This window comes from Aquimarina brevivitae (assembly GCF_004216895.1).
GTDB classification, from domain to species: domain Bacteria; phylum Bacteroidota; class Bacteroidia; order Flavobacteriales; family Flavobacteriaceae; genus Aquimarina; species Aquimarina brevivitae.
Map to the genome: position 1 here is coordinate 1,271,925 of NZ_SGXE01000001.1, position 13,248 is coordinate 1,285,172.

The 13,248-nt window shown below is 35.2% G+C and carries 13 protein-coding genes; 9 read left to right on the top strand and 4 right to left on the bottom strand.

What is annotated here, in order from left to right:
• Positions 1-8: 8 nt before the first annotated feature.
• The 6 genes from porV to EV197_RS05430 all read left to right on the top strand — a co-directional run bounded on the left by porV (position 9) and on the right by EV197_RS05430 (position 6,273).
• Positions 9-1,160 carry a type IX secretion system outer membrane channel protein PorV gene (porV, locus tag EV197_RS05405; protein WP_130285707.1) on the top strand — a complete coding sequence of 384 codons (1,152 nt, stop codon included), beginning with the start codon at positions 9-11 and terminating at the stop codon, positions 1,158-1,160.
• Positions 1,161-1,253: 93 nt separating this feature from the next.
• The gene (gene cdd / locus EV197_RS05410; protein WP_130285708.1) at positions 1,254-1,736 is read left to right on the top strand and encodes a cytidine deaminase; all 483 of its coding nucleotides are present in this window, start codon (positions 1,254-1,256) and stop codon (positions 1,734-1,736) included.
• Between the two features lie 157 nt (positions 1,737-1,893).
• Positions 1,894-2,892, top strand: a complete 999-nt coding sequence (gene pdhA, locus EV197_RS05415) for a pyruvate dehydrogenase (acetyl-transferring) E1 component subunit alpha (protein WP_130285709.1) — start codon at positions 1,894-1,896, stop codon at positions 2,890-2,892.
• Positions 2,893-2,898: 6 nt separating this feature from the next.
• Entirely contained in the window at positions 2,899-4,542 is a 1,644-nt protein-coding gene (locus EV197_RS05420) for a pyruvate dehydrogenase complex dihydrolipoamide acetyltransferase (RefSeq protein ID WP_130285710.1), read from the top strand.
• A 71-nt stretch (positions 4,543-4,613) separates the two neighbouring features.
• A complete protein-coding gene (locus EV197_RS05425; protein ID WP_130285711.1) occupies positions 4,614-5,576 on the top strand; it encodes a M28 family metallopeptidase in 963 nt (320 codons plus the stop codon).
• Between the two features lie 13 nt (positions 5,577-5,589).
• A complete protein-coding gene (locus EV197_RS05430) occupies positions 5,590-6,273 on the top strand; it encodes an SDR family NAD(P)-dependent oxidoreductase (protein WP_130285712.1) in 684 nt (227 codons plus the stop codon).
• 62 nt (positions 6,274-6,335) lie between these two features.
• Here EV197_RS05430 and EV197_RS05435 read toward each other — a convergent pair whose 3' ends face one another.
• Together EV197_RS05435 and EV197_RS05440 are read right to left on the bottom strand one after the other, a co-directional pair.
• Complete coding sequence (locus EV197_RS05435; protein WP_130285713.1) at positions 6,336-6,632, bottom strand: hypothetical protein; 297 nt, start codon at positions 6,630-6,632, stop codon at positions 6,336-6,338.
• A gap of 1,156 nt (positions 6,633-7,788) precedes the next feature.
• A complete protein-coding gene (locus EV197_RS05440; protein WP_130285714.1) occupies positions 7,789-8,280 on the bottom strand; it encodes a hypothetical protein in 492 nt (163 codons plus the stop codon).
• Positions 8,281-8,479: 199 nt separating this feature from the next.
• Here EV197_RS05440 and EV197_RS05445 point away from each other — a divergent pair, with 199 nt between their 5' ends.
• The 3 genes from EV197_RS05445 to EV197_RS05455 are packed head-to-tail and all read left to right on the top strand — an operon-like array spanning position 8,480 to position 11,602.
• Positions 8,480-9,076 (top strand): SprT-like domain-containing protein, encoded by a 597-nt coding sequence (locus EV197_RS05445; protein ID WP_130286194.1) that lies wholly within the window; start codon positions 8,480-8,482, stop codon positions 9,074-9,076.
• 2 nt (positions 9,077-9,078) lie between these two features.
• Entirely contained in the window at positions 9,079-10,155 is a 1,077-nt protein-coding gene (locus EV197_RS05450) for a mannose-1-phosphate guanylyltransferase (protein WP_130285715.1), read from the top strand.
• Between the two features lie 7 nt (positions 10,156-10,162).
• On the top strand, positions 10,163-11,602 hold the full coding sequence (locus EV197_RS05455; protein WP_130285716.1) for a DUF389 domain-containing protein: 1,440 nt from the start codon (positions 10,163-10,165) through the stop codon (positions 11,600-11,602).
• A gap of 46 nt (positions 11,603-11,648) precedes the next feature.
• Here EV197_RS05455 and EV197_RS05460 read toward each other — a convergent pair whose 3' ends face one another.
• Positions 11,649-12,413 carry an ABC transporter ATP-binding protein gene (locus EV197_RS05460; protein WP_130285717.1) on the bottom strand — a complete coding sequence of 255 codons (765 nt, stop codon included), beginning with the start codon at positions 12,411-12,413 and terminating at the stop codon, positions 11,649-11,651.
• The gene (locus EV197_RS05465) at positions 12,413-13,150 is read right to left on the bottom strand and encodes an MlaE family ABC transporter permease (RefSeq protein WP_130285718.1); all 738 of its coding nucleotides are present in this window, start codon (positions 13,148-13,150) and stop codon (positions 12,413-12,415) included. The genes EV197_RS05460 and EV197_RS05465 overlap by 1 nt, the downstream gene beginning before the upstream one ends.
• Between the last annotated feature and the right edge of the window lie 98 nt (positions 13,151-13,248).

A 13,248-nucleotide genomic window follows, 5' to 3' on the forward strand; every position in this document is an offset into this window, starting at 1 on the left:
TTCACATTATGAAAAAAACGATTATCCTTGGGATAGTTTTATCGGTTTTTTTTAATCTTAAAACTTTCGCCCAAGAAAATAGACCTATTACTACTGCTACGCCCTTTCTATTAATTGCTGCAGATGCAAGAGCAGCAGGTTTAGCAGATCAAGGGGTTGCCACATCAGCAGATGCATTTAACCAACAGTGGAACCCAGCAAAATCAGTTTTTCTTAGACAATCTCAAAATGTAGGAGTAAACTATACACCTTATTTGAGCAGTTTAGTAAATGATATATTCTTAGGTAATATAAACTATTCTTATCGTATAAATGAGCGAAGTGCAATGTCTGCCAGTTTCAGATATTTTAGCTTAGGTGATATTGAATTTAGACAAAATGCGGATGACCCTGGTTTGTCTCAAAAGCCTAATGAATTCACTTTTGATCTTTCTTATTCTTTGAAATTAAGCGAAACATTTTCTATGGCTGTAGCGGGTAGGTATTTAAGATCAGACTTAAGGCTTCAAACGGAAGATGCAGCTGACGCAACAGCAGCAGGTAGTTTTGGAGTTGATATTGCTGGTTTTTATCAAAGTGATGAAATTGCGTATGATTCTTTTAACGGTAGATGGAGAGCAGGTTTTAATATTTCCAATATCGGACCTAAAATCAAGTATGATGATGCCGGTCAGGAAAACTTCATCCCAACTAACTTTAAGGTAGGTGCGGCTTTTGATTTTATCTTTGATGAATACAACAAAATAACGCCTTCCATAGAATTTAATAAACTATTGGTTCCAACACCTCAAGATTTTGATGGAGATGGAGATATTGACGCTGAAGATGCACAAGAATATCAGGATATAAGTTCGTTCGGAGCCATTTTTTCTTCTTGGGGTGATGCGCCTGATGGATTTAGTGAAGAGTTAAAAGAGATTACCTGGTCTCTAGGCGCAGAATATATGTATAGAGACGTTTTTGCCTTTAGAGCAGGATATTTTAATGAAAGTGAGGAAAAAGGAGCACGTAAATTTGTATCTATGGGTGCAGGTTTTAAGTACTCTTCTATCGGTATTGATATATCTTATTTGTTTTCCACATCCTCAGTAAGAAGTCCATTAGAAAACACTTTGCGTTTTGGTCTTACCTTTAACTTTGGAGACGAGTATTACGACTAAATAGTATAGTTCCTAAAAGATATAAAAAGTATCAAGTCTATTAGATTTGATACTTTTTTTGTTTCTTGTACAATAGTAAGGATAACATATTGGATGAAAAAAATTAGAATTGAGGCCATCTTAGAAGTGTTCGAGTCATTGCAGGAGGTAGAATTGGAAGTGCAACAATTGATGAAACAAGCTATGGAAGCCAGAGACAAAGCCTATGCCCCCTATTCAGAATTTTTAGTGGGTGCTGCAATTTTATTAGCTAATGGAGAGGTAGTCACCGGGAATAATCAAGAAAATGCTTCTTATCCGTCGGGTCTTTGCGCTGAGCGAACTGCAATATATTATGCAGGGGCAAACTTTCCGAAGGTGCCTATTCAAAAAATGGCGCTCACCGCACGATCTTTAAAATATCAATTAGTAAAACCCGTTCCTCCTTGTGGAGCTTGCAGACAGGCAATAGCAGAATATGAACAACATCAACAAGAAGCTATTGAAATTTATTTTATGGGAGAAGCTGGTAAAGTAGTTAAAGCCAGTTCGCTGGCAGACCTTTTACCCTTGTCATTTGATAGCTCTTACCTCTAACGTTTTCGTGGATTTTTATACGTAAACTACTTTTGCCTTAATTTCTAATATGTTATTTTTGTGTTTCGATTATTCCTTTATTACGGGCATATTCGTTAAATTACTAATAATGTTGACAAAATGTCAACTAAGTAAATGATATAATAGAACATTTTCTATGAAAGAAATAACCAAAGAAGTATACCTGAACTGGTATGAAGAAATGCTATTTTGGCGTAAATTTGAAGACAAACTAGCTCAAGTATATATTCAACAAAAGGTAAGAGGTTTTCTTCATTTGTACAATGGGCAAGAGGCTATCCTGGCAGGAGCTTTACACGCTATGGACCTTACTAAAGACCGAATGATCACAGCGTATAGAAATCATGTGCAGCCTATAGGCATGGGAGAGGATCCTAAAAGAGTAATGGCTGAATTATATGGAAAAGGAACTGGTACTTCTCAGGGGCTTGGGGGTTCTATGCACATTTTTTCTAAAGAACATCGCTTTTATGGCGGACACGGTATTGTTGGAGGTCAAATTCCACTGGGAGCTGGTTTAGCTTTCGCAGACAAATACCATAAGAGAGATTCCGTAACCTTGACTTTTATGGGAGATGGGGCAACACGACAAGGCTCTCTACACGAAACATTTAACCTAGCGATGCTTTGGAACTTGCCAGTTGTTTTTTGTGTTGAAAATAATGGGTATGCTATGGGTACTTCTGTGGCAAGAACATCCAATCATACTGACATCTGGAAACTAGGTTTAGGTTATGAAATGCCGTGTAGTCCGGTAGATGCGATGAATCCTGTTAAAGTAGCTGAAGCCTTAGATGAAGCTATCGAAAGAGCACGATCCGGTGGAGGACCAACCTTTTTGGAATTAAAAACTTATCGTTATCGTGGTCATTCTATGAGTGATGCCCAGAAGTATCGTACTAAAGATGAAGTTGCAGAATACCAAAAAATAGATCCAATAACTCAGGTGTTGGAAGTGATTAAAGAAAAAGAATATGCAACTGAGGAGGAGATCAAAACTATTGATGAAAGAGTAAAAGATAGAGTAAAAGAATGCGAAAAATTTGCTGAAGAATCACCATTCCCAGATAAGAATGTGATGTATGATGTAGTTTATGAGCAGGAAGATTATCCATTTTTACCACACAAATTATAGATATTTATGGCTGAAGTAATAAAAATGCCCAGACTAAGTGATACCATGGAAGAAGGAACTGTGGCCAAGTGGTTAGTTCAAAAGGGTGACAAGATAAGTGAAGGAGATATCTTAGCGGAAATAGAAACCGATAAAGCAACTATGGAATTTGAGTCCTTTTATGAAGGAACTTTATTACATATCGGCGTCGAAGAGGGTGATACCGCTCCTGTAGACCAATTATTGGCCATTATAGGAGAAGAAGGAGAGGATATTTCTGCATTGATTGATGGAAGTAGTGATTCCAAAGAGAGCAATGACGACGATTCAAAAGAGGAAACAGATGCCAAGGCAGAAGAATCTTCGGTTACTAGTGAAGGTAATGATGATATTCCTGAAGGAGTAGAGGTGATTACTATGCCACGCCTAAGTGATACGATGGAAGAAGGTACCGTAGCAAGTTGGCTTAAATCCGTAGGTGATAAAGTTGAAGAAGGAGATATTTTAGCTGAAATAGAAACCGATAAGGCTACCATGGAGTTTGAGTCTTTTTATAGCGGTACGTTGTTGCACATAGGTATTGAAGAAGGACAAACAGCTCCGGTAGATGCCTTATTAGCTATTATAGGACCTGAAGGTACTGATGTATCTGGAATTAAAGATGGAAAAAGTTCAGGAGACAAAACTAAAGCCAAAGATAGCTCGGATTCAAAAGAGGAGAAGAGCACTTCAAAAGAAAAAACTACAAATAAGGAACAAACTTCTACTAATAAAGAAGGAGGAAGGATATTTGCCTCTCCTTTAGCTAAAAAAATAGCAGAAGATCGAGGGATAGACCTGGCTGATGTTAAAGGAACTGGAGAAAATGGTCGTATCGTTAAAAAAGATATTGAATCATATACCCCTACAAAAGAAAAAACACAATCGGCTTCAGCCTCGACAGAAAAAACTTCTGCTGCTCCTGCTCAGCCCTTTACACCTGCTGGAGAGGTAAGCTTTGAAGAAGTGAAAAATTCACAGATGCGTAAGGTGATTGCCAAACGATTGTCTGAGTCTAAATTTAGTGCTCCTCATTATTATTTGACCATTGAAGTAGATATGGAAAATGCAATATCTTCTCGTAAAATAATAAATGAGTTACCAGATACTAAAGTATCTTTTAATGATATGGTTGTAAAAGCCTGTGCAATGGCACTAAAACGTCATCCACAAGTTAATACCACTTGGAAAGATGATGTTACCGTTTACAACAAACATATTAGTATAGGAGTGGCGGTAGCTGTACCTGAAGGATTGGTAGTACCTGTTCTACCTTTTACAGATAAGATGAATATCAATGATATTGATATTAAGGTTAGAGACTTAGCAACAAGAGCTAGAGATAAAAAATTAGCGCCGAATGAGATGGAGGGTAGTACGTTTACCGTTTCTAATCTAGGTATGTTTGGGATACAAGAATTCACTTCTATAATTAATCAGCCCAATTCAGCTATTTTATCCGTAGGAGCTATAGTAGAAAAACCGGTGGTAAAGAATGGTCAAATCGTTGTAGGAAACACGATGAAGGTTACCTTGGCTTGCGACCATAGAACTGTAGATGGCGCAACTGGTGCACAGTTCTTACAAACTTTAAAACAATATTTGGAGAATCCGGTAACGATGTTAGCATAATTCGATTCTCAAGTTTATAATACAAATCCCGTATTCCTTACGGGATTTTTTATCTTTATAAAAAATATGTTATGACAGCAATCAAACAATTACAATACGCATTAGTAGTAACATTCGCTTTTGTTACAATAGTGCCGGCAAAGGCGCAACAAGCCATGGAATCTACGGATAAGATTTATGTTTCAGAAACCATGACGTTTTTAACAGCTGATGAACTACAAGGGCGTAAATCAGGTACCGAAGGGTATCAAAAAGCAGTGGATTATACTGCCAATGAGCTGAAATCTATGGGGATAACTCCATTTTTTGATGCTTACACTGATGAGTTTGAAGCTCAAGGTAAAACAACTTATAATGTCGTGGGTTACCTCGAAGGTACAGATAAAGACTTAGCCAAAGAATTTGTAATCATTGGAGCACATTTAGATCACATAGGTAGTGCAAAGCCCAGTGGTGGTGATACAATAGCTAACGGGGCAAATGATAATGCTTCAGGTAGTACTGCAGTATTAACCCTTGCCAAACATTTTGCAGCTCAAAAAGCCAACAAGAGAAGTATTCTTTTTGTATTATTTGGAGCAGAGGAGATGGGACTTTTGGGATCTGCTCATTTAGCCAAAAAATTAAAAGAAAAAAATGTAGATGTCTATACGATGATTAATTTTGAAATGATCGGTGTTCCATTAAATGAAAAATCCTATATGGCTTACCTCACTGGATTTGAGTTGACGAATATGGCGGAGAAAATTAATGCATACGCAGAAGAAGAAATCATTGGCTATTTACCCAAAGCAAAAGAATATCAATTGTTTAAACGTAGTGATAACTATCCTTTTTATAAGGAATATAAAATTCCTGCTCAGACGATTTCTACTTTTGATTTTACCAATTATGACTATTATCATCACGCAGACGATGAAGCCGAGTATATGAATTATGAGTTTATGGCAAAATTGATTGATAAAATGAAGACTCCATTGCTCAGCATTATCAATACGGATAAGAAAGAAATTGTAATGAAAGAGAACCAATAGAGGGCGAATAAACATGAAGAATATTGTTATTACAGGGACAAGTCGCGGTATAGGTTTAGAGTTAGTTAAGCTTTTTGCTGCACAAGGGCATAGAGTGTTAGCGTTATCTCGAAATGAAGAACCAGTTCAAAATTTAGCCTTAACTAACGTGCGTGCCTTTTCTTTTGATGTAAGTAAGGAGGATGATTTGCAACAAATGGAAGCATATGTTAAGGCAAATTGGGATGGTAAAGTTGATGTGTTAATTAATAATGCTGGTAAATTGCTAAACAAACCTTTTGCAGAAACTTCCATCGAAGATTTTAAAGCGGTGTATGAGGTTAATGTGTTTGGTGTAGCTGCGATTACAAAAAAAGTATTACCCTTTATGAATGCTTCAGCTCATGTAGTAACAATTAGTAGTATGGGAGGAATACAGGGTAGTATGAAGTTTCCTGGACTTGCTGCTTACAGCTCTAGTAAAGGAGCGGTAATTACTTTAATGGAATTGTTAGCAGAAGAATATAAGGAAAAAGGAATAGCTTTTAATACCTTAGCACTAGGTGCTGTGCAAACGGAAATGCTACAAGAGGCTTTCCCAGGGTACAAAGCACCACTCTCGGCCTTGGAGATGGCTAACTATATCCAAGATTTTGCACTCACTGGTAACACTTTTTATAATGGTAAAGTCTTACAGGTGTCAAGCAGTACTCCTTAAATAAGGTAATCTAAACTATGGGTGGCGTTGGCTAAAGTGCTATTATGCACCATGGACACTTCTTATTTCTTATCTTCAATTTCTTGTTTTAAGCCTTCCCTGATTTTTCGAAGCTCCTGTAGCTGTTTTTCTCTTTCTTTTAGCTGAGCTTTTTGAGTAGAATCCCTCGTGTTTTCTTTTACTTTAGCAATACTATCTTCCTGCTTTTTGCGATAGTCTTCACGGGCTTGTACAAGCTCGCTATTCACTTTATTTTGGTTTATGATGGACTGTTTTCTATTATAACGTTTAAACAAAATTATACCAGTCAGCACAATGATCAATAGTACAGAGCCTATGATTTTCCCTGCCTTTTTCATAATTACAACATTTTAAGAATTTAAATATAATGATTTTTACCCAGTGGCACTGGTATCTAGTAGCAGCAGAATATTTCAATTTAAACTTGATAAGTCTCAAAGTTAAGGAGTATCTTAATCAAAAAGTAAGATAAAACCTACAAAATATTGATATATGAACTATTTAATATGTTAAAATACATAAATAACAAGATAAAATACATTTTTTATTTGGAGGTTTCGGTTTTTGTTGTATCTTTACAAAGTGAAAATGAGTTAGTGCTTTCATTATCCCCAAGATGAAAGTTTTTTTAAAAGTGAGTTTTAATTTTAGAGTAAGCCCCTAAAAAATTAAGATGATTTGTGTGAAGAAAAAGAGTGTTGGAAACAGTGCTCTTTTTTCATTTAACTACATTCCGATAAAGATCCATATGCTCATATTAAATAGATAAAGTTGCTAGATTAGGCGAGTAGGAGTTATTTCAGATTGTAAACACCTTAGTACAGTAATATGTAGTAAAATACCTACAAATAAATATAATTAAAAGCATATTATGTGTTAAAATACACGTATAATAAGATAAAATACATTTTTTATTTGGAAGTTTCGGTTTTTGTTGTATCTTTACAGTGTGAAAATGAGTTAGTGCTTTCATTATCCCCAATATGAAAGTTTTTTAAAAGTGAGTTTTAATTTTAGAGTAAGTCCTAAAAAATTAAGATGATTTGTGTGAAGGAAAAGAGCGTTGGAAACAATGCTCTTTTTTGTTATAACCTGTATTACTATAGTTTCCTATTAGGTGAATTGGCTGAAAGAAGTTTAAAGTAATCAACACCGCAAATAACAAAAGAATATCAATACGTACGAAAAAACCTACAATAATTAGTATATAAGCTTGCTTATTATGTTAAAATACACGTATAATAAGACAAAATACATTTTTTATTTGGAAGTTTCGGTTTTTGTTGTATCTTTACAGTGTGAAAATGAGTTAGTGCTTTCATTATCCCCAAGATGAAAGTTTTTTAAAAGTGAGTTTTAATTTTAGAGTAAGCCCTAAAAAATTAAGATGATTTGTGTGAAGGAAAAGAGCGTTGGAAACAACGCTCTTTTTTTGTTTTAGTTAATTGTATTATAGATAGTTACTTTATTCTTTGTCTATAAGAACAATACATATTATTGTCGATTGGGCCACGAATTGATATAATCATAAAATTGTTGGGGCGTCATATACTTTTTAAATTCTTCATTTTGAAAGTAAATGATATTGCTTAATTGAATGGACTTTTCTTGCTTAGAAACAGGTGATTGAATTACTTTATTAGCTTGTACAGAATACTTATATATAGCTTTTTCAATCATATGGCTTACATAATTGCTGAGGTTTAATTCATTTTGCAATTCAATAGCACGTTGGTTTGCCATTTTTTTAAGTAATTGTTTTTCCTCTTTTTCTGCCGCTATTTCTTGTTCTGCCGTAAGTTGTGTGGTATCTGCAACCGTACTTTTTTTTGTGGCGGTACTATCCTGAGAAGTGTTTTTTTTCGGAATATCATCCCCTAGAAGATCCAATTCTTTTTCAATAAGATTATCTTTATTTTCTTCTTTGGTCTGCGCTTCTATAGTGAAGGTACTAAGTACTACTATAATAAACAATACTATTCTCATGGGTTGTGTATCTAAGTTAAATAACGCTAAAACTAACTTTTACGTATATGTTTGAAAGCGTAACATCAATTTTTCCGGTTACAAAAATAATAATTATTGATTAACAACGAATTAAAACCTCAAATAGGCTTTAAAAAACAACAAAATAAAAATACTAGCTTTGTGTCCAAGAATAAATTCAAATTTTTATTTTGCCGAGGTGAAAGATATCTTACAGAAATATATACCAGAGCGCTCAGTAGATATGGCTTTTCAATTAATCGTAAATTGTGAGGTATATTTAAAAATTGTCAATGAAAGAAAAACAAGACACGGCGATTATCGAATAATGCCCGATGGACGACATCAAATTACGGTAAATGCTTCCTTGAATAAATATCGGTTTTTAATTACACTGGTACACGAAATTGCGCATTTGGTCGCTTTTCAAAAATATGGTAGGTATATCAAACCCCACGGAATTGAGTGGAAGAGAACTTTTCAACAATTAATGCTTCCTTTTATTAACCCAGAGGTGTTTCCGGTAAAAATATTACCCACAATTGCCAATCATTTTAAAAATCCTAGAGCCAGTAGTGATACTGATGAAAAATTATCTTTGGCGTTGAAACAATTTGATCCGGAGAATGATAAAAATTATATCTTTGAACTACCTTTAGGAAGTACCTTTAGATTGTATAATGGGAAGATTTTTAAAAAGGGAAATAAAAAAATTAAACGCTATGAATGTGTGGAGTTGAGTACAGGGCGAATATACCTGTTTAATCCCAATGCAGAAGTAGAGCTATTACATTAAATATGAATAAAAATAATTATGCCATAGTTATGGCCGGGGGTATTGGTTCGCGGTTTTGGCCGGTAAGTACGACGGACTTTCCTAAACAATTTCATGATATGCTAGGTACTGGGGATACCTTGTTACAAAGAACCTTTAAAAGACTGTCAAAAAGTGTTCCTGAAGAAAACATTTTTATTCTTACTAATGAGCGCTACAATGACCTAGTACTTGAACAGTTGCCAGGCATTACGCAGCGACAGGTGGTCACAGAGCCAGCAATGCGAAATACAGCGCCTTGCATATTGTATGCAGCGATGAAAATACAAAAAGAAAATCCACAGGCGGTTATGGTCGTTGCTCCTAGTGATCACTGGATTGAAGATGAAGCTGCTTTTACTGCAGATTTAAAAAAATGCTTTGCTGCATGTAGCAATGAGGACATGTTAATGACCTTAGGAATTAAGCCCACATTTGCGAACACTGGATATGGTTATATCAAATATGAACAAGAAGCTACGGATATTAAGAGGGTAGCAAAATTTACAGAGAAACCTGATTATGAGACGGCAAAAACATTTGTAGCCGCAGGTAATTATCTGTGGAATGCAGGTATATTTATTTGGAGTGTTAAAAGTATCCTTAAAGCTTTTGCACTGTATCAAGATGAGATGACTTCCTTATTCGAAAAAGGAGCTCCGGTTTATAATACTGCCAAAGAGCAAGAATTCATTACATTGAATTATCAGTCTGCAGAAAATGTATCTATCGACTATGCTATTTTAGAAAAAGCGGATAATGTATATGTATTACCAGCGTCCTTTGACTGGAATGATCTGGGAACCTGGGGTTCTTTATACGATAAGTTAGATAAAAATCAAGATGATAATGCAGTGGTGAATGCTCAGGTTCTTAGCCAGGATGCTAGGGGTAATATGATTCGCACTAGCGATAAAAAGGTAGTAGTAGTAGATGGACTTGAGGATTATATTATTATAGATAAAAGAGAAGTATTGATGATTTATCCAAAGGCTAAAGAGCAAGATATTAAGCAAGTGTTGGCCGCGGTGAAGAAAAATTTTGGAGAACAATACGGTTAATTAAATTATGGAAGAAAATCAAAATCAGCCGCCCAAATCTCCGGATGAAATGGCAGAGTCGGTAAAAAGAGATGCTCAGGGACTCTTTGCCAGTATTAGCGCGTTTTTAAGTGAGTTGTTAGATATACGATCACAAACAGATAGAGATCGTACAGTAGAGGATGTAAAATCAGATATTCCATTTAAAGGACATACTGCTTGGATTCTTGTATTTTCAATATTTGTAGCTTCAATAGGATTAAACGTAAGTAGTACAGCGGTAGTCATTGGAGCGATGCTTATTTCTCCATTAATGGGTCCGATTGTTGGAATCGGTTTGTCTATTGCTATTAATGATATTGATACCTTAAAACGGTCGTTAGTTAACTTAGGGGTTATGGTAGGTTTAAGTGTATTTGCAGCTACTTTTTACTTTTTAATTTCTCCGCTAACAGAATTAACACCAGAGCTTGAAGCTCGTACCGTGCCAACCGTTTTAGACGTTTTGGTTGCTATTTTTGGAGGGTTAGCATTAATAGTAGCTAAGTCCAAAAAGGGAACTATGCCAAATGCTATTGCTGGAGTAGCTATTGCTACTGCACTTATGCCTCCTTTATGTACGGTAGGTTATGGTATAGCAGTTTGGGAACCCAGTTTTTTTCTGGGCGCGTTGTATTTATTTAGTATCAATGCTATCTTCATAGCGCTATCTACATTTATCGTAGCCAAACTACTTCGATTTCCTATGATTCGATACGCAAATTCGGCAAAAAGAAGACGGATCGCCAGATTAGCAACTTTTTTAGCAGTTATAGTTGTTATTCCAGCTATTTATACCTTTTATATTACGCTAAATGAAAGTAATGCCAATAGAGATTGGAAAGCTTTTAAAATCAATGCTATTGACAATAATGAAAGTTTAGACCTTAGAAAACCATTTTATAACTACGACAATAAAACAATTAGGCTATACTTTAATGGCGAGGTGCCTGAGGCTGTGGTGACTTACCTAAAAAATGAAATGAAACGCTATGAGCACATTAAAGATTTTGAATTAAGTATAAGTGGAAATAAAGCCAATAGTGTTGAACAATTATCTAAAATCAACGATAGATATTTAGAGGAGTTGAATCGTATCGAAAATGAAAATGACCGCCTATTAGATGAAGTAGAAGACCTTAATATCCAAATAGCAGGTTTGCAAACTGAATTAAACGAGGTCAGAAAAGAAGGTACTGCGATAAATTATGCAAGCATCGCCAAAGATGCTAAAATTCGATTTCCGGATTTGGCTCAATTGGGATATGCAGAGATTCTTCAGTCTAATTTTCTTAAAGTAGATACAGTTAAAACTATTTTTCCGCAATGGAAATTCAAAGTAGCAGATAGCCTTAATCAAGTTAGAAATGATCGACTGAGAAAATGGATTACTAGAGAAATGAAAGTAGATACCCTAGCAGTTCAGTAAATAAAATAATAAAACTAAAATCAAAAGTGTATATACGAGAGGCGCTTTACAAACCTTTGAGTTGTGCCTCTCTTACTTTTTTAAATAAGTTTGAAGAGTATACAAATTCAGTAACAGCTTCGTTATCTGTTTTAAAAATTTGGGTTTTATCTCCTTCCCATTCCAGGTATCCGTTTTTAAGAAATACGATCTTTTCTCCGATCTCCATCACGGAATTCATATCGTGCGTGTTGATCACGGTAGTTATATTATAATCTTCTGTAATTTCTTTAATAAGATTATCAATAATCATTGCTGTTTTTGGGTCCAGACCTGAGTTGGGTTCATCACAAAACAAATATTTTGGACGCGTAACAATGGCGCGTGCTATGGCAACACGTTTTTGCATTCCTCCGCTAATTTCTGAAGGCAATTTTTTATTGGCATTCTCAAGATTTACTCTAGATATTGCTTCATTCGCTTTTTCAAGCATTTCTTCTTTACCTTGCCGAGTAAACATTCGTATCGGAAACATTACGTTTTCTTCTACCGTCATTGAATCAAAAAGTGCACTACCTTGAAAAACCATACCCATTTTTTCTCTAAGGCTACGCTGCTCCTCCTCTTCCATCTCAGAGTAAGCCTCACCGTCATAACAGATTCGTCCTTTTTCGGGCTTGAAAAGTCCAAGCATACATTTTAGGAATACTGTTTTACCACTACCACTGGTTCCTATAATAAGATTGGTTTTACCTCGTTCAAAATTAGTAGTAATCCCTTTTAGAATTTCTTCACCATTAAAACCTTTATGTAAATCAAAAACTTCTATCATTAGCTTAGCAGTAACTGGGTGATGATATAATTAGAAATAATAATAACTACGGTGGTCCATACAAAAGCTGTGGTACTTGCTTTTCCTACTTCGAGGGCTCCTCCTTTCATATAATACCCGTGGAATGAAGGTATTGTTGCCAATAGGAAAGCAAAGAAACAGGTTTTAATAAAAGCATATACTAAATGATAAGGAATAAATTCCTCACGCAATCCAGATAAAAACTCGGTACTCGATACAAATCCGCCATAAACACCAGCCACATAAGCACCTAATATACCCATAAACATTGCGATTGCAATCACAAATGGATAGGTTAGCATCGCAATGATTTTTGGAAAAACGAGGTAGTTTAACGAATTGATACCCATTACTTCTAAGGCGTCTATTTGCTCCGTAACCCGCATAGTACCTATACTTGAGGTGATAAATGAACCTACTTTACCTGCCATGATAACGGAAATAAATGTTGGAGCAAATTCTAAGATTACAGACTGTCTGGAAGCAAAAGCAATCAAATTTTTTGGTATAAGCGGACTGGTAAGATTCAAAGCAGTTTGAATCGCAACTACTGCCCCTATGAAAAAGGCCAAAAACACGGTAATCCCAAGAGAACCAATTATAAGATCATCAATTTCTTTAAAAATTAAATCTTTAAGAACCGATCGTTTAGTCATACGACTAAAAACGCCTCTAAGCATTAAAACATATTTTCCAATATCATCTAGATAGAACATAGAATACCGTTATTACGGCTAAAATAGAAAAAAAAATATCTTGAGCATTTAACCTTCTATTAAAGTTTTATTTTTGTAAAAGTTATATACTGGCTTTT

What these genes read in the sequence shown, in the direction of transcription:
- porV (WP_130285707.1), top strand. Translation starts at nt 9, where the DNA reads ATGAAAAAAACGATTATCCTTGGGATAGTTTTATCGGTTTTTTTTAAT.
- cdd (WP_130285708.1), top strand. Translation starts at nt 1,254, where the DNA reads ATGAAAAAAATTAGAATTGAGGCCATCTTAGAAGTGTTCGAGTCATTG.
- pdhA (WP_130285709.1), top strand. Translation starts at nt 1,894, where the DNA reads ATGAAAGAAATAACCAAAGAAGTATACCTGAACTGGTATGAAGAAATG.
- EV197_RS05420 (WP_130285710.1), top strand. Translation starts at nt 2,899, where the DNA reads ATGGCTGAAGTAATAAAAATGCCCAGACTAAGTGATACCATGGAAGAA.
- EV197_RS05425 (WP_130285711.1), top strand. Translation starts at nt 4,614, where the DNA reads ATGACAGCAATCAAACAATTACAATACGCATTAGTAGTAACATTCGCT.
- EV197_RS05430 (WP_130285712.1), top strand. Translation starts at nt 5,590, where the DNA reads ATGAAGAATATTGTTATTACAGGGACAAGTCGCGGTATAGGTTTAGAG.
- EV197_RS05435 (WP_130285713.1), bottom strand. Translation starts at nt 6,632, where the DNA reads ATGAAAAAGGCAGGGAAAATCATAGGCTCTGTACTATTGATCATTGTG.
- EV197_RS05440 (WP_130285714.1), bottom strand. Translation starts at nt 8,280, where the DNA reads ATGAGAATAGTATTGTTTATTATAGTAGTACTTAGTACCTTCACTATA.
- EV197_RS05450 (WP_130285715.1), top strand. Translation starts at nt 9,079, where the DNA reads ATGAATAAAAATAATTATGCCATAGTTATGGCCGGGGGTATTGGTTCG.
- EV197_RS05455 (WP_130285716.1), top strand. Translation starts at nt 10,163, where the DNA reads ATGGAAGAAAATCAAAATCAGCCGCCCAAATCTCCGGATGAAATGGCA.
- EV197_RS05460 (WP_130285717.1), bottom strand. Translation starts at nt 12,413, where the DNA reads ATGATAGAAGTTTTTGATTTACATAAAGGTTTTAATGGTGAAGAAATT.
- EV197_RS05465 (WP_130285718.1), bottom strand. Translation starts at nt 13,150, where the DNA reads ATGTTCTATCTAGATGATATTGGAAAATATGTTTTAATGCTTAGAGGC.